Consider the following 23,240-nt stretch of genomic DNA (forward strand, 5'->3'; position numbering starts at 1 on the left):
CCCGCCGTCCGCGGCCGGAACCGCGGAGGCGTGGTGCCAAATGGCGATTGGGGGTGGGGCTTCGTAGAGTTGAGACCGTGAGCTCACCTATGCCCGTTGAATCCAACCGCAGCATTTCCCGCCAGATCCTGGCGCTGGCGGTGCCTGCCCTTGGCGCGCTGATTGCCGAACCGCTGTTCCTGATTGCCGACTCGGCCATCGTCGGGCACCTCGGCGTGGCAGAGCTGGCTGGCGCCGCATTGGGAACCACGGTGCTGCAAACGGCGGTGGGCCTGATGATCTTCCTGGCCTATGCCACCACCCCCGCGGTGGCGCGGGCGCTCGGGGCCGGGCAGCCGGCCCGCGCCATGGCCGCCGGGCGCGACGGCTTGTGGTTTGCGATAGCGCTGGGTGTGCTGCTCACAGCCGCCGGGTATTTCGGCGCCGATGCGGTGGTGCGGGGCATGGGCGCCGAGGGGGCGGTCGCGCAGTTCGCCGTCGACTACATCCTCTTTTCGCTGCCGGGGCTGACCGCCATGCTGCTGGTCTTCGCGGCCACCGGCATCCTGCGCGGCATGCAGGACACCAAAACACCGCTCGTGGTGGCCACTGCTGGCTTCGGCCTGAATATCCTGCTGAATTTCGCGCTGGTCTACGGCGCGGGGATGTCGGTGGCCGGGGCCGCGCTGGGCACCTCCATCGCGCAGTGGATCATGGCGCTGGTATACCTGTGGATGATCCTGCCGCGCATCCGCCGGGAAAAGGTGTCGCTGGCCCCGAGCTGGTCCGGGTTCATCTCCACCGGGCAGGTCGGCTCCTGGCTGATGCTGCGCAACCTGACCATGCGCGCGGCCCTGTTGCTCACCGTGGTGGTGGCGACCAGCTCCGGGGAGCAGACCCTGGCAGCCCACCAGCTGGTGTTCACGGTCTTCTCCTTCCTGGCCTTCGCGCTGGACGCGCTGGCCATTGCCGCCCAGGCGATGATCGGCAAGGAACTGGGCCGCGGCGATGCGCAGCAGGTGCGCCAGCTGACCGGGATCATGAGCCGGTGGGGGATCTACTTCGGCCTCGCCACCGGGGCTTTCCTGATGGCCACCTCGTGGGTGTTCCCGATGGTCTTCACCACCGATGAGCAGATCCGCTCGCTGACCACCATCGGGCTGTGGGTCCTGGCGCTGGCGCAGCCGTTGTGCGGGCTGGTCTTCGTGCTGGACGGCGTGCTGATCGGCGCGGGGGACGCCCGCTACCTGGGGCTGGTGGGCGCGCTGAACCTTGCGGTCTACGCCCCGATGCTCTGGGCGGTGCACCGCTTCGCGCAGGATCCGCAGAGCGCCCTGGTCTGGATCTGGGTCGCCTTCTCGCTGGGCTACATGGCCTCGCGCGGCGTCACGCTGTTCGTGCGTTCGCGCGGCACGGCGTGGATGCGCCTGGGCGCCTGATCCTGCGGGACTAGAGCTGGGCCGGCCCCAGCATGGCGGAGCGGATCGAGGCCAGATGGGAGCGCATGGCCTGCGCGGCCCCGTCGGCATCGGCCCGGGCCAGCGCGTCGAGGATCGCGCGGTGCTCGGCGAGTTCATCCGACTGCGACATGTAGGGCTGCATGGCCGGGAGCACGTAGTGGGCGCGGGCGGTCTGCGCGAAGCAGCTGTCCAGCGCCGCCACGATCCGCGAGTTGCGCGCCGCGTGGCTCAGTTCGGTGTGGAAGAGCCGGGCTGCATGCATCGAGGCGATCGGATCGCTGGCCGCGAGCCGTTCCTGGTCCTCCAGATGGCCTTGCAGGGTCTGGATCAGCTGCGCGCTGTGCATCCGGGCCACCTGGCTGCACACGTATGGTTCCAGCAACAGGCGCATTTCCAGCACCTCGTAGACGTCGTTCATGGAGATGGCACGCACCAGATAGCCCTTCTTGGGCAGGATCTGCAGCAGTCCCTCGCTGGTCAGCTGGCGCAGCGACTCGCGCACCGGGGTCTTGGAGACATTGAATTCCTGGGCCAGCGCCGGTTCGACGAGCATGGATCCGGGGGCCAGCACGCCGCTGTTGATGCGGTCGCGCAAGGCGACGGTCAGTCGCTCGGAGATAGAACCGGCCATGAGTCCCCGTTTTCTCGGTGCTCTTCGCGACCGGAACTTTTTGTAATGTTCGGGATCCAGTTCACTTCTGCTCCCGAGAACACCTTAGTCTGGATTGAAATATATTTCAGGAATCTCACATCTGAAATCCGGACGAAGGAGACCACTTCCGTGACCACACTTCAGCAAGCTGGCAGCGCCCAAGCGCAGCGCAACCGCCGCAGGGCGCTTGTCGCGTCGGTCTTCGGAACCGCCATCGAGTGGTACGACTATGCGCTGTACGGCGCCGCCGCCTCCGTGGTGATCGGCCCCCTCTTCTTCTCCGGCGCGGGGGACTCCGCCGCGTCCATCGCGGCCTTCGCCACCTTCGCCGTGGGCTTCGTCGCCAGGCCGCTGGGCGGCGTCGTGATCGGGCACCTGGGCGACCGCTACGGGCGACGCCCGGCGATGCTGCTGTCGATCATCCTGATGGGGATTGCGACCGTGGGCATCGGGCTGCTGCCCACCGCGCAGTCCTGGGGCGCCTGGTCGGTGGGGCTTCTGGTGCTCTTCCGCCTGGTCCAGGGCTTCGGTGCCGGTGCCGAGCTGACCGGCGCCATGACGCTGGTCGCCGAGTACTCCGAACCCAAGAAGCGCGGCTTCTACACTTCGCTGGTGCTCTCGACCCCGCCGCTGGGCATCGCGCTGGCCACCATCTGCTTCTTCCTGGTCTCGCTTCCCGGTGAAGAGGTGCTGCTGGGCTGGGCCTGGCGCATCCCGTTCCTGATCTCCGCCCTGCTGTTCGTCGTGGCCATCTACATCCGCAACAAGCTGGAGGAAACCCCGGAATACGCCAAGACCATGGCAGCGGCCAAGGCCAACGCCGACAGCGCCAAGCTGCCGGTGCGCGAGGTCTTCGAATCCCACACCCCGCGGGTCATCCTCGGATTCTTCGCCATCACCGGGCACAACGCGGTCAACTACATCATCGCCGTCTTCTCCATCGGCCTGATGGTCTCCTCCGGAATGGACCGCTCCGCGGCGCTGCTGGCGGTCACCCTCGGCTCACTGGTCTCGGTGCTGCTGACCCCGCTGGGCGGCTGGCTGGCCGACCGCTACGGGGCGTCCAGGGTGCTGGCCGCAGGCAATGTCTCCGGCGTGCTGCTGGCCTTTCCGATCTTCTGGATGCTCGCCACGGACCAATTCCTGTTCGGCCTGCTGGCCGTGGCCGCCGGCTACGCCTTGATCATCCCGTGCACCTCCGGGGCGCAGGGCGCGTTCTTGACCGAGCTATTCCCGGTCAAGGTGCGATTCTCCGGTATCGCCATCGCCCGGGAGCTCAACGGCGCACTGGTCGCCGGGCTTTCCCCGCTGATCGCCGCCGCGCTGCTGGAACTGGGCAACGGGTCGATCACCCTGCCCGCCACCTACCTGGCCGCCTGCTGCCTGTCCTCGGTGATCGCCATCTACCTGGGAACCCGCGCAACCAAGCGCCAGCTGTACTAGGCTTGCCGCGCCCGCCGCACCGGCCGCGTCATCACCAACAACCACGAATACCTAAGGAACAACGACATGGGAAACCTCAAGCGTCAACTGCCGGATCTGGGTGAACTGGTGAGCCTGATGAGGTTCAAGGTTCCATCCACCGACCGCCGCGCGGTCCGCCTGGCCGCGGCTGCCGACCTCTGGGACCTGCGCAAGATCGCCAAGCGCCGGACGCCCACCGCCGCCTTCGACTACGTGGACGGCGCCGCCGGCCGCGAGATCACCGCGGACCGGGCCCGCCGGGTCTTCGACTCGGTGGAGCTGCTGCCGCGCATCCTGCACGGCACCGCCCACTCGGACCTGTCCACCACCATCGCCGGCGGGCACTCGGCCCTGCCCTTCGGCATTGCCCCGACCGGCTTCACCCGCTTCATGCACTCGGAAGGCGAAATCGGCGGCTCGCGCGCGGCGATGAAGGCCGGCATCCCCTTCAGCCTCTCCACCATGGGCACCCGCTCCATCGAGGAGGTCGCGCAGGCGGCTCCCGAGGGGCGCAAATGGTTCCAGCTCTACCTGTGGAAGGACCGCGAGAAGTCCAAGGCGCTGGTTGAGCGTGCCGCGGCCGAAGGATTCGACACCCTGCTGGTCACCGTGGACACCCCGGTGGCGGGACAGCGATTCCGCGACACCCGCAACGGCATGAAGATCCCGCCCGAGCTGACGCTGAAGACCGTGCTGGACGCCTCCTACCGGCCGGAGTGGTGGTTCAACTTCCTGACCACCGATTCGCTGAAATTCGCGTCGCTGTCCGATACCTCGGCGGACCTGCCGACCATCATCAACTCGATGTTCGACTCCTCCCTGGACTTCGAGGACCTGAAATGGATCCGCGAGCTGTGGAAGGGCAAGCTCTTCGTCAAGGGGGTACTCACCGCCGAAGACGCGGCCAAGGCGAAGGCCGCCGGCACGGACGGCCTGGTCGTCTCGAACCACGGCGGACGCCAGCTGGACCGCGCGCCGATCGCCTTCGAGGCCGTGAGCGAGGTGCGTGCCGAAGTCGGCGAGGAGATGGAAATCATCATGGATTCCGGCATCATGTCCGGCGCCGACATCGTGGCCAGCCTGTGCGCCGGGGCGGATTTTGTGCTCATCGGACGCGCCTACCTGTACGGCCTGATGGCCGGCGGCGAGCAGGGCGTCACCCGCGCCATCGAGTTGCTGGCCAAGGAAGTTGAGGTCAACATGCAGTTGATGGGGGCAGCCAGTATCAAGGAGTTGTCTCCCGAGCTGATTCGCCGGCGCAACGTCGTGCTCTAGCAGGCATCGCCGCCGCGGCACCGGCCCGCGGACCTCCCCCGCGGGATGGTCCGCGGGCCGGTGTGATTAAGCCCGGCCAAAGTGGCGGATAGTTCTATCGGCGGTAGAATGGAAAGCGTGCCAGCACCAAAAACCACCCCAGTTCAAGCCCAAGATGTCTTCCGCCCCGTATTGCTGCGTGGCCTGACCGCGGCGATCTACGCGTTGCTGTCCATCTTCTGGGTGGGCGCCGACGAGAAGGTCCTGTCCTACTCCACCGCGGCGTTCCTCGTGGTCACCGGCGTGTTCATGTGGCAATACGTGACCGTGGACAGCGCTCCCGAGAAGTCGCGCGGCCCGTACGCGCTGGGCGCCGGACTGATGCTGATTGCCGGCATCGCCACCATCTTCGCCACCACCACCATGTGGATCGGCATCCTGGCGGCCTTCGCCTTCCTGGTCACCGGCCTGGTCGAGCTGTATGTCTTCTTCACCCTGCGCACGCAGTTCCCACCATTCCGCAACCAGCTGGTCACCGGCGTTGTCGGACTGATCCTGGCCGCTGCGACGCTCTTCGGATTTAATATGGACGCCCACGCAATGTTCGGCGTCATTGGCGGCGGCGCCATCGTGCTCGCCGTGTTCGTTCTGATTGCCGGTTTCGGCCATCGACATGAAATGAAGGCCACCGCGGCCGCTGACGGTCTCGAAGCCGGCGGCACCTCGAATCCCGGCACCGACGGGACCAATTAGCCTTGACGACCTCAGCAAAAGTAGAAACGGAGTTCCCGGTGGGAAACAACCCGAAGAAGAAGCAGCCGTGGAGCCAGTCCATCAAGGGCCCACTGAGCTTCTCCTTGATTTTGGCCCTCGTCGCAGGCGGCATCGGCATGATCACCTCGACCGGCGGATCGCAGAACGAGATCCGGCTGGATGTCGGATTTGCCTGCTTTGGCATCGCGTTCGTCGCCAGCTTGCTGGTGATTTCCGTCTTGACCATGGCGTCAAAGGAAAATGACCCGGAATTGGGCAAAGGCACCGGAGTGAACCGCTCTTCGGCCAACCCGGACAAGAAGTTCAAAAAAGACTGATAATAAAACTTGGCCAAGCGTCGCGACGCGCTGGGACTCTCCGTCTATGGAAGTCCCGGCGCTTTGTCGTTTGGTGGAGCCGAACGTGCCCCAGCGCACATTCCGTGCACTAACTAAGGATTCAAGTGAGCAGTACCAGCAAGAGTACGTCCGTAGACGGAACCCCGCTCGGTCGCCAGCTAATGCGGCGGAAGTCTATTGCCGCAATGGCCAGAGACTCGGCGGACAACGCCGGCATGGGCCAGCTCAAACGCACCTTCGGAGTCTTCCAGCTGGTCATGCTCTCCGTGGGCGCAACCCTCGGCACCGGCATCCTGGTGATCCTGGGCGATGCAGTGCCCAAGGCAGGCCCGGCCGTCTGGATTGCGTTCGTCATCGCCGGCATCACCGCGCTGCTCTCGGCGGTGTCCTACGCCGAAATGGCCGGCATGGTTCCCGTCGCGGGATCCAGCTACTCCTATTCCTACGTGACACTCGGCGAGGGCATCGCCTGGATCTGCGGTTGGTGCCTGGTGCTCGAATACGCGGTCTCGGCCGCGGCGGTCGCCGTCGGCGCCGGAGCCTACGTCAACCAGACATTGGAAATCTTCGGGCTGTCCCTGCCCGACTACCTTTCCAGCGGCGCGGCCGACGGCGGGCTGGTCAACCTGCCGGCCCTGCTGGTCGTCATTCTCGCCACCTTCCTGCTGGTGCGCGGCGCCCGTGAATCGGCAGTAGCCAACACCGTCATGGTGATTATCAAGATCGCCATCCTGGTCTTCTTCGTGATCGTCGCCTTCACCGCCTTCGACTCGGGCAACTTCGAGCCGCTGCTGCCCATGGGCATCGCCGGCGTCAGCGGCGCAGCTTCGATGGTGTTCTTCTCCTACATCGGCTTCGACGCCGCCTCCACCGCAGGCGAGGAAGCCAAGAACCCGCAGCGCGACCTGCCGCGCGCCATCCTGATCGCCATGGCCCTGGTGACCGCGATTTACGTGCTGGTGGCCGTGGCCGCCGTGGGCGCCCGCAACTGGGAATGGTTCGGCGAGTCCGAGGCCGCCCTGGTGCAGATCGTTTCCGAGATCACCGGCCAGCCATGGCTTGCGTTCTTCTTCGCGCTCGCCTCGGTGGTCGCGATCGTCTCGGTGGTGTTGACAGTGCTCTACGGCCAGACCCGCATCCTGCTGTCCATGGCCCGCGACGGGTTGATTCCCCGCTTCTTCGGCAAGGTTTCCAGCGAAACCCACACCCCGGTGGTCGGCACCCTGGTGACCGGTTCGGTGGTCGCGGTGACCGCGGCGCTGATCCCGCTGGGCCAGCTGGCCGAAGCCACCAGCATCGGCACCCTGTTCGCCTTCGCGCTGGTGGGCGTCTCGGTCATCTACCTGCGCCGCACCCAGCCCGACGCCCCGCGCACCTTCCGCGTGCCGCTGTATCCGGCCGTGCCGCTGCTGGGCATCGCCGCCTGCCTCTACCTCATGTTCAACCTGGCCGGCGTCACCTGGGTGGTCTTCGGCATCTGGATGCTGATCGGTGCGCTGGTTTACCTGGCCTACGGCCGCCGCCATTCACGGCTCGGCGGACTGGCCGAGGTCGACTACAAGGCCGAGCACAGCCTGAAGTAACACTCAGCGGATGCCTCAGGGGTTCTCCGCATCTCCAGCTAGGCTGTGTGGTGTCGGAAACCAACGATTCCTTGACCGGGAGGACCCCATGCACCAAGACCCAATCAGCACCGCCGACCTCTACGACGAGCACGGGGATGACCTGCAGTCGATCTCGGTCCAGTTCCAGGACTTCGGTGGCCGGCTGTCATTCCACGGCCCGGCCCGCACCATTAAATGCCATGAGGACAACGGGCTCATCAAGGAAACCTTGAGCTTCCCGGGCAACGGCGCGGTGCTCGTGGTGGACGGCGGAGGGTCGCTGCGCTTTGCGCTGCTGGGCGACATGATTGCCAAGAACGCCGAGACGAACGGCTGGGCGGGCATCATCATCCATGGGGCGGTGCGCGACCGTGCGGAACTGGCCAGCTTGCAGCTTGGCATCAAGGCGATCGGGAGCAACCCGCGCAAGACCGTGAAGCGCGGGCACGGCACCGTGGATGAAGTCATCAGCATCGGGGACGTGAAAATCCGTCCCGGAGCCATGGTCTACGCCGACATCGACGGAATCCTCGTCCAGCACTAAAACGAGGCGGGTGCGATCAGCGGTCGTCGTTGGCCGGGAGCCACTCGTTCTTGAATTCCTCGACGGTCATCGAGTCCAGGTCCTCGCGGATCTGGACAATCAGCCGTTCGGCCTCTTCGAGGCTTGAGGTGTGCAGGCTGAGCAGTACCGAATCATCCAGGCGGGAATGCACCACGACCTGTGGTTCGTTGGCTTCGAATTCGGCGTCGCCCAAGGTCGCGGATGCCAGGGCCACAACCCAGCGTCCGGCAGCACGCAAAGGGCCTGTCTTGACGGCTTCCAAACGTGCCTCGTAACCGGAGGATGCATGTGTTTCTTCGGTCATGACCTGTCCTTTCGAGATGGTACTCGGCGTGCCGGGTATGTCTTCATCTTAGGGTTCGGCATCGTCAAAGGCGAATAGGTGCGCCCCCAATATTTCAAAGTTACCTGCCGCCGGAGGCCTTGCGGGCGCGGTAGGCCCGCACGTGCTCCCGGTTGGCGCAGTTGCCCGCGTCGCAGTACAGCTTGGAACGGTTCCGCGAGAGATCCAGCAAGGCGTTGCTGCAGTCGGTGGAAGCGCAGATGCGCAGGCGATCCAGCCCTCCGGACAGCACGACCTCGGCCAGGGCCATGGCGGCGTTCACCGCGAACCGGTCGTAAAGCGGGCTGCTCGTGGTGGTCGCATGCAGCTTGTAGCCGTGCTTCGCGGACTTGATCAGCTGCGGCTGGGCGTTGGCGGTACGCAGGATCTGGTTGACGCGGAACACCGCGTCCTCCTCCGAAGCGGTCCAGATGCTCTTGAGCTGCGAGCGCAGCTGGCGGATGGATCGCAGCTCGGCCTGGTTGTGGGCCCGGTCTGCGGTGAAGTGCTGGGAATCTAGGAATTCGTCCAGATCCGCCACGGTGGAGAGCATATCGACGATCTGCACCTCGGTGTTCAAAAGGTTCACGATGACCTTCAACGAGGCTTCGATATCTGGCGCAAAAGTCATAATTCAGTCCTGAACGAGCTAGCGGATTGACTGTGCTTCAAGCCTAACCGTATCGTCTGGATCAGATGTTCCATCTCCGCCGGGTCGCCGTTGACCCGGCGGAAGCTCTTTGAAGGTATCGCATACTTTATGACGCACACCCCGGATCCGCTGGATTCACCTGCCCAGACCGCCGCTGCGCCGCGCATGTCCAACTCCGCCCGAGGAGTATGGATCGCGCTGGCGTCCTCGGCGGCCTTCGGTATTTCCGGCACCTTCGCCCGAGGGCTCTTCGAGGCCGGGTGGTCCCCAGTCGCCGCAGTGACCGCGCGGATGGCGGGCGCGGCCCTGGTGCTGGCAATCCCGGCCATGCTCGCCATGCGCGGGCGCTGGACGCTGCTGCGCACCAACTGGGTGTCGATCCTACTGTTCGGCCTTTTCGGGGTCGGCGCCTGCCAGCTGTGCTACTTCCTGGCGGTGCAGCGGTTGGATGTGGGTGTGGCGCTGCTGCTGGAGTACCTGGCACCGGTGCTGATCGTGCTGGTGCTATGGGTGCGGCACAAGAAACGCCCGTCGGTGGCCACGATCGCCGGCACGCTGCTGGCCCTGGGCGGCCTCGTGGCGGTGCTGGACTTGACCGGCGCCTCGGACATCGACCCGATCGGCGTCCTGTGGGGGCTGGGAGCCGCCATCGGCCTGACCGTGTACTTCTTCATCAGCGCCCGCGTGGACGGTGCGCTGCCGCCGATCATGCTCTCCGCCGGTGGCATGGCGATCGGCGCCCTGTCGATGGTGGCGGTGGCCGCCTTCGGCATCCTGCCCATGGAGTTCTCCACCGGTTCCGGTTCCTTCGCAGGTTATGAAACCCCGTGGTGGCTCGCGCTCATCGGGCTGATCCTGATCTCCACGGTCTTCTCCTACACCACCGGCGTGATGGCCGCACGGGCCCTGGGCTCGAAGGTCGCCAGCTTCATCTCGCTGACCGAGGTGCTCTTCGCGGTGCTGTGGGCCTGGCTGCTGCTCTCCGAGCTTCCCGGCCCGGTGCAGCTGCTCGGCGGTTTGCTGATTGTCGGCGGAGTGGTGCTGGTCCGCATCGACGAACTGCGCAGCACCCGCCTGTAAGCCAGAGCCTCAGCGCGGGTCACCCTCTACTGCCAGCCCTTCGAGCTTCGCAGCTTCCTCCGAAATCCGCGCGGCCAATTCGAAGTCCCGCGCCGCGATCCCGTGGACGCTGCGCAGCGAGATCCCCACGTGGACCGACTCGTAGCGCCAGTCAACGGTCGGATGGTGGTTGAGCTGTTCGGCGGCCAGCCCGATCACCGCGATGAATTCAAGCGCAGTGGCCGTCGTATCGAACCGATAACTGGCGCTCAGCAAGCGCTCGCCCAATTCCCAATCCTGCAACTCGTCCATCAGCTGCCACACCTGCACGCGCGGCAACGGCCCGGTTTCCGTCATAGTTCCCCTCCGGAAAACAATGCCGCTGCTCACCACGAGCGGCGGCGCCCCCTTTTCGTGGCCATCGTTGCATGGGGCGGCGACGTCTGCCAACGGGTGTCAGAGATTGCACAGGACGACGCGAACCCGCGGCGCGGCGGTCCTGGGGAATGGACTCGGCCTGCCATGGTTCAGGCTCCCGCACGGCATCCCAAGCAGGTTGAGTACAAATGAGTGACGAATATTCTCTCATGAGATCGGCGACGGGCAAATTCCGGTGTCGTTCCGTGGCCGATAACTTCGCCCGTTCACCGATTCATGGCTACCGCTCGACGCATGGCCGTCAATTATCCGTGACTTTGGCCGATTGGGTTGTGCCAGTCACGGGATGATTCTTGGCGGTGTTCCAACGCCACAACATGCTTAAGTGAAAGGGCCGATGTTGTCCACAACACGTACTAATAAGGATCCAGGGCAGGTATCCCTGGCCAAGACCCTGGGCAACTGGGATGCCCTGGCCCTTGGCTTCGGTGCCATGATCGGGTTCGGCTGGGTCGTCCTCACCGGCGGCTGGCTGTCGAGTGCCGGAACCATGGGAACCATCGTCGCGGTTCTGGTCGGCGGCGGCATCATGGCCGTGGTCGGCCTGACCTATGCCGAGTTGACCGCTTCCATGCCCAAGGCCGGCGGCGAGCACAACTTCATTCTGCGCGCACTCGGCCCGCGTCCTTCGTTCATCGGATCCTGGGCGATCACCGGCGGCTATGTCACGATCGTGGCCTTCGAAGCCGTGGCCTTCCCGCGTACCGTTGAGTACATCTTCCCCGGCATGAGCAAGATCCCGCTGTGGACCATCGCCGGCTTCGAGGTCCACCTGACCTGGGCGCTGGTCGGCGTCCTGGCCGGCATCCTGATCACCTGGATCAACATCCGCGGCGTGAAGCAGGCCGGCGTGGTGCAGACCTTCACCGTGATCTTCCTGCTGGCCATCGGCCTGCTCATGATCTTCGGTTCGGTCACCGGCGGCGAGGCTTCGAACATGGAGCCGTGGTTCACCCCGGGCATGAAGGGCTTCTTCACGGTGCTGATGGCCGTGCCGTTCCTGTTCATCGGCTTCGACGTGATCCCGCAGTCCGCCGAAGAGGTCAAGATCCCTTCGCGCCAGATCGGCAAGCTCGTGGTCATCGCCGTCATCATGGCGACCCTGTGGTACGTCATGGTGGTGCTGACCACCGCCTCGGCCATGCCGGCCTCGGAGCTGGCGAATGCCAACATCGCTACCGCCGACGCCTTCGGCGCGCTGTTCAACTCCGACCTGATGGCCAAGATCCTGATTGCCGGCGGCATCGCGGGCATCCTGACTTCCTGGAACTCCCTGCTGCTGGGCGCGTCCCGCTTGGTGTTCTCGCTGGCCCGTTCCGGCATGCTTCCGGAGTGGTTCGCCCGCCTGCACCCGAAGTACAAGACCCCGCACAACGCGCTGCTCTTCATCGGCGGCATCTCGCTGATCGCTCCGTTCTTCGGCGAACGCATGCTGGGCTGGCTCGTGGACTCGGGTGCCCCGAGCATCATCATCGCCTACTTCCTGGTTTCCGTGACCTTCCTGCTGCTGCGCCGCCGCGAGCCGCAGATGGACCGCCCGCTGCGCATCGGCGGCGAAGGACGCTTCGGCGAAGTCATCGGCTGGGCCTCGGTCGTGCTGACCTTCGGCCTGTTCAGCCTCTACATGCCTGGCATGCCAGCGCAGCTGACCTGGCAGCCGTGGCTGATCTTCGCGATCTGGTGGGCCATGGGCGCGCTGTTCTTCTTCAAGGTGCCCCGCGGCATCCCCGCCGGCGTCGACGCCGAGGAAAAGGTGCTTGAAGTCGTCAGGGCACGACGCAAGAAGTAGCCTCATGCGGTAGTAACGCAGGCAGGGTGCGTCCGTTCGCGGACGCACCCTGACCGCATTTAAGCGACAGGTCTCCAGCGTGGGGTTTCCGGTGTGCTAGCGCTTGACCCCGTAGCACAGGCGCATGACCCCGCCGCTGAACTCGTGCGCGGAGCGCAGCTCCAGATTCGTGCGGGCGATGCCGGGGGCAAAGTAGGGGGTCCCGCCGCCCACCACCACGGGGAACAGGTTGATCCGGTACTCGTCGATCAGCCCCAGCCGCGCGGCCTGCGCGGCCAGGTCTGCGCCGCCGACGGCGATCTCCCCGTCGCCGTCCTGCGCCCGCAGGGCCTCGATCTCTTCGGCCAGCGGTCGGGTGGCCAGCCGGGCGTTGCCCTGCACTGCGCTGAGCGTGCGCGAGAAGACGATTTTGGGCAGCGGGTTCCACAGCGCAATCCAGTCCAGGTCCAGCGCAGTGCTTTCCGGGTTGTCCGCGGCGGTCTCCCAATAGAGCATGATGTCGTAGAGCTTGCGCCCCATGAGATGGACGCTCAGGTCCTTGGCCTCGTCGATGGACGCCTGGTAGATGTCGTCGCCCGGCACGCTCCAGTCGATTCCCCCATCCGGGCCGGTGATGAATCCGTCCATGGTCATGGACATGGAATAGATAACCTTGCGCATTGCCGCCGCCTCTCGGAAGTTGTTTCCACGGTACGCATCAATCGGCCTGCTGGAAAGGGCTGGCGGCGCACTGCCAGCCGGGTTCCCTCTGCGCTGGAAGCCAACCTGCGTGCGCTGCAGGCCAATCCATACATCGCGAATCCGTAGCAGACTGGGTTCGATATGTGTGACACGGCCTACACCTGGAGTCGACGTCGACCCTGGCCTGCACCGGAGAAAAGGGAGCCCATGGAGAACAAGACCGTTATTGTCGTCGGTGCAGGATCGGCGGGATCGGTGGTCGCGCGCCGGCTGGTCGACGCCGGAGCCAGCGTCACCCTGTTCGAGGCCGGCAACGAGGACACCAACCCGGCCATCCACGACCTCTCGCGCATGGGGGAGCTGTGGCACAGCCCGGACGACTGGGACTACTACACAACGCCCATGCAGGGCACCGCGAACAAGCCGATGCACCTGCCCCGAGGCAAGGTCATGGGCGGCTCCCATGCGCTGAACGCCACCATCTGGGTGCGCTGCGCGCCGCAGGACTTCGACCACTGGGCCAGCGTCAGCAGCCCGGACTGGGCTTGGGAGAACGTCCTGCCGGTCTACAAGGCCATCGAGAACTTCTCCGGCGGGGCCAGCGCGCTGCGCGGCGGCGCGGGCCTGCTTTCCGTGGTCGACCAGTACCCCCTGGATGAGATCCACCGCTCGATCATCGACGCCGCGGTGCAGTCCGGCGTCGAGCACAATCCGGATTACAACGGCGAATCCCTGGAAGGCGTCTCCCAGGAGCAGGTGAACATCGTTGACGGCGAACGCATCAACACCTGGAAGGCCTACCTGAAGCCGGTGCGCGAGTCGCTGGACATCGTCACCGGCGCCGAGGTGCACTCGCTGCTGATCGAGGATGGCGCGGTGGCGGGTGTGCGCTACCGCAGCGGCGGGCAGATGCACGAGCTGCGCGCGGACGAGGTGGTGCTCAGCGCCGGGGCGCTGGGGTCCCCGCAGATCCTGCTGCGTTCGGGCATCGGCCCCTCCGCCGAGCTGGAAGCCGCCGGCGTCGCTCCGCTGCTGGACGCCCCGCAGGTCGGCAAGAACCTGCACGACCACCTGCTGGCCCCGGTGATCGGGCAGACCACCGCCAAGGACATCCCGGCGCCGCGCCCCGGCGTCTCGGTGTCGCAGACCCACCTGTTCGCCAAGTCCCGGGAGGACTTGGCGGTGCCCGACACCCAGCCGATCTTCTTCTCCGTGCCGATGTACTCCCCGGGCATGGAGCCGGTGGACGGCACGGCATTCACCCTGCACTCGGGCATCGTGGCCCCGCACAGCCGCGGAGAGCTGACGCTGTCCGGGCCGTCGCTGGACGACCCGGTGCGCATCGACCTCAACGCGCTGGACGACCGCCGGGACATGGACGCATTCCTGTTTTCCATCAAGCAGTGCCGCGGCATCATGGCGCAGCCGGCGCTGGCAGGGGACTGGGGAGCGGTGGAGGTCTATCCGGGCGCCGCGGTGCAGGACGACGCGGCGCTGGAGGACTACATCCGCAACAACGTGGTGACCTACCACCACCAGGTGGGCACCTGCCGCATGGGCGTCGACGCACAGGCCGTGGTGGATCCGCGGCTGAAGCTCAACGGGCTGGAGGGCCTGCGGGTCATTGACGCGTCCATCATGCCGCGCATCACCACCGGCAACACCAACGCCCCGGCGGTGCTGATCGGCGAGCTCGGAGCGAAGTTCCTGCTGGAGGACCTGGCCGCGGGCCGGTAGCCGCGGGCTACCGGGCGGGAATGCGCCAGGGGCCTCGCACCGTCATCCCGTGACGGTGCGAGGCCCCTGGCGCAGGTCCGGAAGCGGCGGGGTCAGCTGTCGATGCTCTCCTTGGCCTTCTGGGCCGGGAGGCCGGCGGCGTTGACGGTGTTGCGGTACGCGGCGGCTGCGCGGCGCTCGTGGGCGACCTTGCCGGCGTGGGCCAGCCGCAGCGCCTCGTGCTTCGGATCGCGGCGGACCACCAGGTAGCCGATGCCCAGCCCGATGAACCAGAGCGGGGTGGCGATCAGCGCGGCCAGGGTGTCGGCCTGGGTGGTCAGCGCCCACAGGATGAAAACGAAGAACGCCAGTACGACGTACGGCATGAACCGTCCGCCGGGCATCTTGAAGGCGCTGGCGTCATGCAGCTGCGGGCGGCGGGCCCGGAAAGCCAGGTAGCTGAGCAGGATGATCGACCACACGAACATGAAGCACAGCGCGGAAATGGTGGTCACCAGCGTGAATACTGCCATGACCGAATCGCCGCTGTAGAGCAGCGCGACGCCGGCCAGCAGGAACATGCAGGAGAACATCAGTGCGTTGCGCGGCACCTTGCGGGAGGATAGCCGCTCGAACCGCTTCGGGGCGTCGCCTTCCAGCGCCAGGCCGCGCAGCATGCGCGAGGTCGAATAGATGCCCGAGTTGGCGCTGGAGGTGGCGGAGGTGAGCACCACGAAGTTAATGACGCCCGCGGCGCCGGCCAGCCCTGCCAGCGTGAACATGCCGACGAACGGGGACTGCTCGGCGGAGAACAGCGTCCAGGGCTCGACCATCATCAGGACGAGCAGGGCGCCGACGTAGAAGAACAGGATGCGCAGCGGGATCGAGTTGATCGCCTTGGGCAGGGTCTTCTCCGGGTCCTTGGTTTCGGCCGCCGTGGTGCCGACCAGTTCGATGCCCACGAAGGCGAACACGGCGATCTGGAAGCCCGCCACGAAGCCCATGGCGCCGTGGGGGAACATGCCGCCATGCGCCCAGAGGTTGGAGAAGGAGGAGCTGATGCCGTTGTGCTGGAAGCCGGTGATGACCATGGCCAGGCCCACCACGATCAGCGCGCCGATGGCGACGATCTTGATCAGGGCGAACCAGAATTCGGTTTCGCCGAAGGCCTTTACCGTGGTCAGGTTCAGTACCAGCAGCAGGGCGATGCTCGCCAGGCCCGGGATCCACAAGGGCATCTCGCCCCACCAGAAGGCGACGTAGTGGGCGATGGCCACGACATCGGCGATGCCGGTGACCACCCAGCAAAACCAGTAGGTCCAGCCGGTGAAGAAGGCGGCCCAAGGGCCCAGCAGGTCGCCGGCGAAGTCAGCGAAGGTCTTGTAGTTGAGGTTGCTCAGCAGCAGCTCGCCCATGGCGCGCATGACGAAGAAGAGCATGAAGCCGATGATCATGTACACAAAGATGACCGAGGGGCCGGCGACGGCGATGGTTTTGCCGGAGCCCATGAACAGGCCGGTGCCGATGGCGCCGCCGATGGCGATGAGCTGGATATGGCGATTGGAGAGTCCGCGTTCGAGCTTGGGGGCAGAGCTGGGTGAGCTCATTCTTGCGCCTTCCGGGAGTGGGGGATCCCGCACCCGAAGCGATCCGGGACAAGCCGGTAGGCCTGCCCGCGGACAACGCTTTCTTCGAACACGCTCAACGTGGTGTTCTCCTGTTTTCGGCCGCATCAGGCTCAAGCGCTCAAAGCAAGTGCCTGCCGCGACCACGGGGGAGCATCATGGGGCGTGCTCGCGAGTGCGGCACTGTTCTGATGTTCCTCCCCAATCTGTTTGCGTACCTGAGAGTTTTCACTTCACGCCGAATACTGGGTGAAGCCTGCTCCTTCGGTGAGCACGGCCTTCGCCGCGCTACTTTCCAGATGTGCCTGTTCGTGGCGGTACGGGGGCCTGAGAGTTTCCCGGGGAGGAATTGCTCCTACGGCGCCCGCCCTTGGTTCAGGACGGGACTCTCCCGCCACGTATCAATGGCTGTGTGGTGACTGCCATCACAGTATGCCCTGAAAACGTGAAGCGGTGCAAATCGAATCCGTCGGAAAGTGGGCGAGTGGCACTTGTTGGGTCGCAGGTGAACCCGGCGCGACAAGGCCTTTTCATGTTCTGACCATAGGCTAAATCTTGAAATGCCGCGACGCCCGATCCGGGCCGGCGCGCCGGCCCGTTCGGCACCGTCGCGCTCAGTCATTAGTTCCGCAGCGAAATCATTTCGAGATGAAATGATATTCTCGTTCGGTGACTGATCAGAAACTGCCCCGCTTCCAGTGGAATTCCCTGAGCTACCTGGCAACCCGTGTCGGACGGGTGGGAACCATGGCCCTGGGTGCGCTGATGGAGGCCGAAGGGTTGACACGCCACCACTTCACGATCATCAGCGCGCTGCAGGAGTCCGGGGCGATGTATCAGAACGACCTGGCCGACCGGGCCAACATCAACCGAGGCCACATGGTTGCCTACCTCGACCAGCTCGAAGCGCACGGCACGGTGCAGCGCACCGTGGACCCGGTGGACCGCCGCCGAAGGCTCATCGAACTAACCTCCGACGGGCTGCGCTTTGCGGCCCGAGCGGTCGAGGCGGCGCGCGAAGGCGAGGAGAAGATCTACGGGGTGCTGGATCCGGCGCAGCGCGAGCAGCTGCGCGCACTGCTGCAGCTGGTCATTGCGGGCCAAGGGGAAACCCGCGCATGATCGCCCATGCGAAACAGGTCTGGAAGCACAGTGTCGCCGTGGCCCCGCCCATGCCGGCGCTGCGGCCCGCGGCCCGGGCCACCTTCTGCCTGGCGGTGCCGCTGCTCGTCCTCGCCGGACTGGGGCGGATGGACTGGGCGATGTACGCCGGGTTCGGTGCTTTCTGCGCGGTCTTCGGCCGATACGACAATTACACGGTGCGATTCTGGCAGCAGCTGAGTTGCGGCGCGGTGCAGGTGGCCTCGATGCTGCTGGGCACGCTGGTTTCCTTCCTCCAGGCGCCGTTCATCGTTGATGTGCTCGTTCTGGCAGTGATCGCCGTCGGCTCCAATCTGGTGTCCCGCGGGGTGCATTGGCTTCCGCCCGGGCCGATCTTCGCGGTGTTCGCCGGCGGCGCCTGCCTCTCGGTGCCGGCGACCGCCGAAAGCTTCATCGGGGTGCTGCTGGTCGGCGCGGGGACCGTGCTCTTCAGCCTGCTGGTCATGCTCGGGCTGGCGGCCCGCCGGGGCCGGCTCGCCTCCGCGCTGAAGGCGGACTTCACCTGGGCACCGACCCCAAAGTCGGTCCATGAATCCCTGCGCATGGGTGCCGCCGTGCTGCTGGCCGGAATCGTGGCCTATCTCCTTGGGGGAGACCACTGGTACTGGGCGAGCCTGGGCGCGATTGCCGGGGTGATGGGGGCGACCGTGCACAGCCGGGTTGCCCGGGCCCTGCAACGCTGCGTCGGAACCTGCATCGGCGTGCTGCTGACCTGGGCTGTGTTCGTCCTCGAACCCAATCTCTGGGTGCTGCTGGCCGTGGCGCTAGCCAGCCAGTTCTGCATCGAGGTGGTCATCCTGCGCAACTACGCGGTGGGCATGGTCTTCATGACCATGGTTGCGCTGCTCATGGTGCATCTGGCCAGCCCCGAGGACCCCATGGTGCTGCTGGTCGACCGGGTCACCATGACGGTGCTCGGGGCGGCGGTCGGCGCCGTGCTGAGCGTGGTGAGCAGTAGTGTTGTAGGACAGTGGAAACACGTTGAGTCCTAGCAGCGCAGGTACTGGGCTCGGAGCCCTATCCGCGTTGGCACCCTAAAAAACTAGTCTTAGGGTGCCAAACTCAGCCGCCAAACATGATCTACTGCGACCGTCCGCTGGCAGTGGTAAGGAGCTCATTCGCTGGAACGAACTGGCCCTGTACAACGCGATGAAGTACCTCGGCAAGAAGGTCCAGTCCAGCTAGCATGTCCTTGTCATGTGTCAGCTCGCGTTCGTTGTGGCTGATACCTTCCACACTGGGAACGAACAACATGATGGTCGGGACAATATCTTTCATATTCGTTGAATCGTGTCCGGCCAATGTTCGGACTACGCCATGACGAAGACCTAGAGATTGGGCTGCGTCGGCAGCCAGTTTCAGCCCCGCTTGATCGTAAGCTTTCGCATCCCAGATATGCTCGGCACCACGTTCGATGCTGACATTTGCTAGCTTTTCAATTAGCTTCACTCGAGAACGCAGATCCACATCTGCTGCAGCAAGTACCTCGGCATCGGTTGATCGAAGATCTACCAGAAGATTCACGCGGCTTGCTACAACCACGGGCGAGTTAGGAAACACCGTGAATTCACCGCACGAAGTGATTACCATGTGCTCTTCGGTGGAATGTTCTAAGGCGACTTCTCGCGCAGCGACGACTAGCGCGCTGGCACCAAGCAATGCATCTTGTCGGTCTGCAATGATGGTGGCGCCGGTATGCGCTTGTTCTCCATGAACTATGAATTCGTACTTGTTTGCGCCCCAAGTAGATTCGACAAGCCCGATTTCCAGTCCCTGATCTTCCATCGACCGACCCTGCTCAATGTGGATCTCTACATATGCGGCCACCTCGATCTTAAAGTCACCTATAGTTCCAATGGATTCGAGAGCTTCGCGAACGCTTACCCCGTGAGAATCAGTTGTTTCCAGAACTTGTGATGCTGGAAGCTTGCCCGTATAAACAGCGCTACCCATCATGGAAGGCTTAAAACGACAGCCTTCTTCGTTGAACCAATTGACGACAACAATATTGAATTTCGCCGGATCGTTGTCCTGCATGGTTTCGCGTACGCGCAAGGCTGCGTGAGCTCCTGCCAAGACGCCATATGCTCCGTCGAAACGCCCTGCCAATGGTTGGGAATCAAGGTGTGATCCCACTGCGATCCATGGTGCGCCGGGCGATAGTTCTAAGAGGGAAAACTGGTTGCCGACGTTATCATAGTGGACGGAGAACCCGTAGCCCTCAGCGAGCCCACGAAACCAGTTTCGATTTTGTCCGTCTGCCGCTGTGGCTGCCTGACGGTCAACGCCACCACCAGGCGTAGCACCGTTGCGGCTCATCGAAGCGAAGTCTGTCAAGAATGATTCGTGATGAATTTTCATCTTCTCTCCTGAGTTTTTAGTGTATTGATCTGCACACTGTGGAGTTACACGTGGGCGGGAATTTCTGATTTTGTAAAGGTAGATCGACCACCGACGTAAGTCCCGAGCACCTCAATGTCTACGATTTCGTCAGCCTCCAACGGTGATTCCGAGAGCACCACGAAGTCGGCGAGTTTGCCCCGGGAAAGTGATCCTCGATCTTCGAACTGTCCAGTGCCTTTCGCAGCGTTGACGGTATACAAGCGCAAAGCTTCCAGAGGTGATAGACATTCGCCGGAACCACCGAGGACCATCCCCTTGTCGGTTCGCCGAGTTACTGCGGAGCCCATTGCTCGAAGGACATTGTTATCTGCGACTGGGAGATCTGAACTGCCCGCAACCAGCACGCCAGCGTCCAACAACGATTGACCCCGGTATAGCCAATTCTCTCGATCCGGTCCGACTAATGCTGCGAATTGATCGCCCAACGGACCAATGAATGAAGCTTGTGGTGTCACCACGATTCCGTGGCGGGCTACAGCAGAGACTTGATCGGGCCTAGCAATGCCGAAGTGTTCGATCCGATTCGGTAATGAGTTAAGTCCGTAGCGTTCCTGTAGTTCCGCAATGATTTCTATGCCTAGATCGATGGCTGCATCACCAATTGCATGAAGTGCAACAGGCCAGCCGGCCCGATATGCCGCGGAGACGCTTTCACGGTATTCTTCGGGAGTATTCAACAGGTAACCCATGTTGTGCGAATGTCCGCAGTAGTCCTCCGTCACCGCGGCCGTAGCGCCAAGTAACGAACCATCCATGAACACTTTAACTGGCCCGAAGGAAATGGACTCGTTGCCGAATCCAGCTAATACGCCCAAGTCCAGACCTCGCCCTCGGCCGGTGCCACGAGCATCCGAGTCATGCGAAACTTGCTCACGCAGAGCATCCAGTGCGGGCATCAGCTGGGCCCGGGCATGAAGACGCTTTTCTGCGAGTGCTCGCTGATATGCGGCGACTTCAATAGGGGAATGACCAATCCATCCTCCTCCAACACCTGCTTCAGTGAATGAAGTAATACCGCAGGCAGCGTAGCGGGAGGTTGCTTCGTCAATAGCCGCCGTCAGCTGCTCGATCGAATAGGGCAGGACTAATCGCTGCACCAACGATTGTGCTGATTCCTCCACTAATCCAGTGAACTGTCCGGAATCATCCCGGACGATGGCACCACCGACAGGATTCCGAAAATCCGAAGCAAAAGCACCTGCGAGTGCCAAAGTGGCACTATTGGTAATGGACGCATGTCCGGAAACATGTCGCAGGTACATTGGCCGATCGCCCGTGATCTCGTCTAAGCGGCGGAGGTCGGGGAACTGACCGTCATGGTCTTTCTGATTGAAACCAGTACCGTTGAGCCAGACGCCAGGCTGATCTTCTAACTCGTGCATCTGCGCTTCTAATAGGGCATAAAGTTCCTCCAAACCACGGGTGCCGGATAGATCCACGGCAGATAGTCCCAACCCCCACCATGCGGTGTGGCAATGTGCATCAATAAATCCGGGAGTAATGACGGAAGAACCAAAATCAATAGTTTGTTCGGCTGAGAGGCCCTGAAGCTCCTCGTCGAATCCTAAAATGCGCCCAGCGAAAATGCCCATGCATTGTGCCCTGGGACGGCCTTCATCCATCGTTAGTATTGTCTCGGCCCGCACTAGAAGATCGAGCATCATGCCGAGATCTCCTGGCTGTGCGCAGCGGTTCCTGGCCCCATAGTTTCGGGATCAGTTTTCAAGTGCAACAGTGCAGGACCACCATGGGCCAAGGCACGGCGCAAAGCTGGAGCGAAATCCTCTGTTTGATCCACATACTCACCATGTCCGGAAAATGCCTCGATCCACCGTGCGAAGTTCGGGTTCACCATGCCTGTTCCAGACGGCCGGCCTGGGTAGTTCAGTTCTTGATGTTGCACAATCGTTCCGTAGACCCCATTGTCAACAACGATGACTATTGGCGAAGCGCCTTGGGCAAAAGCGACAGCAAGCTCCTGAGCATTCATGAAGAAATCGCCATCGCCGCATATAGCCACCACCTGGCGTCCTGGATTGCTGATGCTAGCGGCTACCGCCGCCGGTACTGCCAAGCCCATTGCCCCGTTGCGGGGTCCAACCAAAGTTCCTGGACCGTGGTGGCTGAGATACCGATGGCCCCAAAGAGTCGCGTTTCCTGCACCATAAGAGATGATCCGGTTGCTGTCTAAAACCTCTTCAAGGGTCTCGAATGCTGCAGCCAAATCAACACCAACTCCACCATCACGGCCAGGTCTGGCGAAGGCCACCTGTTCCGTACGAAGCCTTTGCATCCACGTAGCTTCGCGTTTTCCGCGGACGGAATCGGCAGAGGGCAGGGCCGAGATGAAAGACATAGGCGAAACTCCTACATGTATGTCTAGACGACCTGCATGCCCTTCCAACGAAGCATCCGGAGTCACGACAACTGTTGGGGTATTCATCGCAGAGGTGTAGCCCTCAGATAGAACATCGGTTCGGCTGCATCCCAAGAAAACTAACAGGTCGGCTTCGCCAAGTGCCACAGCTGCATGGTCAGACCTGCCGTACCCAAGCCATCCGGCGTAGGCGTCGCAGTCGTGATCGACTGCATCGTAGGCTCGCCAATCAGCAAACAACGGGATCCTGGCAGCCACAGCAAACTCACCGAGCGTCGCAGAGGAGTTCGCATCCCACCCGTCACCACCGACGACGATGGCAGGCCGGTCTGCGCCTGCAATCAAGCTCATGATGATAGATAGCGACTCAGAATCAGGCGCCGCAGTCGGTAGGGGTTGTGGTGTTGGCACCGGAGACGATGTGAGTCGAACCAGTACATCTTCTGGAAGACCCACGATCACCGGTCCCGGCCGTCCAGACGATGCCAGCCGCAGAGCTCTGGCCACGACTTGGCCAGCCTGATTCTCATCGTCCAACTGGTAGACGGCCTTGGAAGTAGTGGAAAACCAACCCTCCAAGCTGAATTCTTGGAATGCACCACGACCTCGGTCAGACAACGGAATTAGGCCTACGAACAAGACAAGGGCCGTGGCATCTTGCCAAGCCGTGTGAATTGCGATCATCGCATTCGCGGCTCCGGGGCCACGGGTCACCATGGCGATTCCTGGTGTACTGCTTAGCCTTCCTTCGGTCAAAGCCATGAATCCGGCTCCGCCTTCGTGACGGGTGACTACTGTTTTGATAGGGGAGTCATGCAATCCGTCCAATACGTCTAGGTAGCTTTCGCCGGGAACTGCGAATACGCGTTCCACTCCATGTGCTTCGAGAGTTTTTACGATCAGATGTCCGGCAGACATAGTCATGGT

The 23,240-nt window shown here is 63.5% G+C and carries 21 protein-coding genes and 2 riboswitches; of the genes, 12 read left to right on the forward strand and 9 right to left on the reverse strand.

The genetic code is table 11. The features are described 5' to 3' along the window. Positions 1-89: 89 nt before the first annotated feature. On the forward strand, positions 90-1,418 hold the full coding sequence (locus IEY43_RS02885; RefSeq protein WP_188947372.1) for an MATE family efflux transporter: 1,329 nt from the start codon (positions 90-92) through the stop codon (positions 1,416-1,418). A gap of 10 nt (positions 1,419-1,428) precedes the next feature. On the opposite strand, the gene IEY43_RS02890 is transcribed toward IEY43_RS02885, so the two are convergent. Beyond that, the gene (locus IEY43_RS02890; protein ID WP_188947073.1) at positions 1,429-2,070 is read right to left on the reverse strand and encodes a GntR family transcriptional regulator; all 642 of its coding nucleotides are present in this window, start codon (positions 2,068-2,070) and stop codon (positions 1,429-1,431) included. Between the two features lie 150 nt (positions 2,071-2,220). On the opposite strand from IEY43_RS02890, the gene IEY43_RS02895 reads away from it, so the two are divergent. The 6 genes from IEY43_RS02895 to rraA all read left to right on the forward strand — a co-directional run bounded on the left by IEY43_RS02895 (position 2,221) and on the right by rraA (position 8,069). Further along, positions 2,221-3,534 carry an MFS transporter gene (locus tag IEY43_RS02895; protein ID WP_229777243.1) on the forward strand — a complete coding sequence of 438 codons (1,314 nt, stop codon included), beginning with the start codon at positions 2,221-2,223 and terminating at the stop codon, positions 3,532-3,534. Positions 3,535-3,600: 66 nt separating this feature from the next. Continuing rightward, a complete protein-coding gene (locus IEY43_RS02900) occupies positions 3,601-4,830 on the forward strand; it encodes an alpha-hydroxy acid oxidase (RefSeq protein WP_188947076.1) in 1,230 nt (409 codons plus the stop codon). Between the two features lie 117 nt (positions 4,831-4,947). Then, entirely contained in the window at positions 4,948-5,562 is a 615-nt protein-coding gene (locus IEY43_RS02905; RefSeq protein WP_188947078.1) for an HdeD family acid-resistance protein, read from the forward strand. Between the two features lie 38 nt (positions 5,563-5,600). Next, positions 5,601-5,900, forward strand: a complete 300-nt coding sequence (locus IEY43_RS02910) for a hypothetical protein (RefSeq protein WP_229777244.1) — start codon at positions 5,601-5,603, stop codon at positions 5,898-5,900. A 206-nt stretch (positions 5,901-6,106) separates the two neighbouring features. Next, positions 6,107-7,504, forward strand: coding sequence for an amino acid permease (locus IEY43_RS02915; protein ID WP_229777245.1), 1,398 nt, complete (start codon positions 6,107-6,109; stop codon positions 7,502-7,504). Positions 7,505-7,592: 88 nt separating this feature from the next. Beyond that, on the forward strand, positions 7,593-8,069 hold the full coding sequence (gene rraA / locus IEY43_RS02920; RefSeq protein ID WP_188947080.1) for a ribonuclease E activity regulator RraA: 477 nt from the start codon (positions 7,593-7,595) through the stop codon (positions 8,067-8,069). Positions 8,070-8,085: 16 nt separating this feature from the next. On the opposite strand, the gene IEY43_RS02925 is transcribed toward rraA, so the two are convergent. Further along, positions 8,086-8,394: a hypothetical protein gene (locus IEY43_RS02925; RefSeq protein WP_188947082.1), complete on the reverse strand. Its 309-nt coding sequence runs from the start codon at positions 8,392-8,394 to the stop codon at positions 8,086-8,088. A 100-nt stretch (positions 8,395-8,494) separates the two neighbouring features. Beyond that, the gene (locus IEY43_RS02930) at positions 8,495-9,043 is read right to left on the reverse strand and encodes a CGNR zinc finger domain-containing protein (protein WP_188947084.1); all 549 of its coding nucleotides are present in this window, start codon (positions 9,041-9,043) and stop codon (positions 8,495-8,497) included. A gap of 129 nt (positions 9,044-9,172) precedes the next feature. On the opposite strand from IEY43_RS02930, the gene IEY43_RS02935 reads away from it, so the two are divergent. Next, positions 9,173-10,144, forward strand: a complete 972-nt coding sequence (locus IEY43_RS02935) for an EamA family transporter (protein ID WP_188947086.1) — start codon at positions 9,173-9,175, stop codon at positions 10,142-10,144. 9 nt (positions 10,145-10,153) lie between these two features. On the opposite strand, the gene IEY43_RS02940 is transcribed toward IEY43_RS02935, so the two are convergent. Further along, the gene (locus IEY43_RS02940; protein ID WP_188947087.1) at positions 10,154-10,480 is read right to left on the reverse strand and encodes a 4a-hydroxytetrahydrobiopterin dehydratase; all 327 of its coding nucleotides are present in this window, start codon (positions 10,478-10,480) and stop codon (positions 10,154-10,156) included. A 418-nt stretch (positions 10,481-10,898) separates the two neighbouring features. On the opposite strand from IEY43_RS02940, the gene IEY43_RS02945 reads away from it, so the two are divergent. Further along, positions 10,899-12,350, forward strand: coding sequence for an APC family permease (locus IEY43_RS02945; protein ID WP_188947088.1), 1,452 nt, complete (start codon positions 10,899-10,901; stop codon positions 12,348-12,350). Between the two features lie 96 nt (positions 12,351-12,446). On the opposite strand, the gene IEY43_RS02950 is transcribed toward IEY43_RS02945, so the two are convergent. Then, the gene (locus IEY43_RS02950; protein WP_188947090.1) at positions 12,447-13,010 is read right to left on the reverse strand and encodes a dihydrofolate reductase family protein; all 564 of its coding nucleotides are present in this window, start codon (positions 13,008-13,010) and stop codon (positions 12,447-12,449) included. A 228-nt stretch (positions 13,011-13,238) separates the two neighbouring features. Here IEY43_RS02950 and IEY43_RS02955 point away from each other — a divergent pair, with 228 nt between their 5' ends. Continuing rightward, positions 13,239-14,768: a GMC family oxidoreductase gene (locus tag IEY43_RS02955; RefSeq protein ID WP_188947091.1), complete on the forward strand. Its 1,530-nt coding sequence runs from the start codon at positions 13,239-13,241 to the stop codon at positions 14,766-14,768. Between the two features lie 92 nt (positions 14,769-14,860). Here the strand turns inward: IEY43_RS02955 and cycA are convergent, their stop codons facing one another. After that, positions 14,861-16,354, reverse strand: a complete 1,494-nt coding sequence (gene cycA / locus IEY43_RS02960) for a D-serine/D-alanine/glycine transporter (protein ID WP_188947092.1) — start codon at positions 16,352-16,354, stop codon at positions 14,861-14,863. Positions 16,355-16,568: 214 nt separating this feature from the next. Then, positions 16,569-16,677, reverse strand: a riboswitch (glycine riboswitch). Continuing rightward, positions 16,678-16,776, reverse strand: a riboswitch (glycine riboswitch). Between the two features lie 265 nt (positions 16,777-17,041). Between cycA and IEY43_RS02965 the strand changes: the two genes are divergently transcribed. Together IEY43_RS02965 and IEY43_RS02970 are read left to right on the forward strand one after the other, a co-directional pair. Further along, complete coding sequence (locus IEY43_RS02965; RefSeq protein WP_188947093.1) at positions 17,042-17,494, forward strand: MarR family winged helix-turn-helix transcriptional regulator; 453 nt, start codon at positions 17,042-17,044, stop codon at positions 17,492-17,494. Continuing rightward, positions 17,491-18,525, forward strand: coding sequence for an FUSC family protein (locus IEY43_RS02970; RefSeq protein ID WP_188947095.1), 1,035 nt, complete (start codon positions 17,491-17,493; stop codon positions 18,523-18,525). Before IEY43_RS02965 ends, IEY43_RS02970 begins: the two co-directional genes overlap by 4 nt. Before the next feature lie 88 nt (positions 18,526-18,613). Here IEY43_RS02970 and IEY43_RS02975 read toward each other — a convergent pair whose 3' ends face one another. From IEY43_RS02975 to IEY43_RS02985, 3 genes are read right to left on the reverse strand one after another with little or no spacing between them, the layout of a single operon-like run. Further along, on the reverse strand, positions 18,614-19,894 hold the full coding sequence (locus IEY43_RS02975) for a M20 family metallo-hydrolase (protein WP_188947097.1): 1,281 nt from the start codon (positions 19,892-19,894) through the stop codon (positions 18,614-18,616). A 44-nt stretch (positions 19,895-19,938) separates the two neighbouring features. Continuing rightward, on the reverse strand, positions 19,939-21,600 hold the full coding sequence (locus IEY43_RS02980) for an amidohydrolase (RefSeq protein ID WP_188947098.1): 1,662 nt from the start codon (positions 21,598-21,600) through the stop codon (positions 19,939-19,941). Then, positions 21,597-23,237, reverse strand: a complete 1,641-nt coding sequence (locus IEY43_RS02985) for a thiamine pyrophosphate-dependent enzyme (protein ID WP_188947100.1) — start codon at positions 23,235-23,237, stop codon at positions 21,597-21,599. Before IEY43_RS02985 ends, IEY43_RS02980 begins: the two co-directional genes overlap by 4 nt. Between the last annotated feature and the right edge of the window lie 3 nt (positions 23,238-23,240).

It is taken from the genome of Glutamicibacter protophormiae, assembly GCF_014647495.1.
Taxonomy (GTDB): Bacteria; Actinomycetota; Actinomycetes; order Actinomycetales; family Micrococcaceae; genus Glutamicibacter; species Glutamicibacter protophormiae.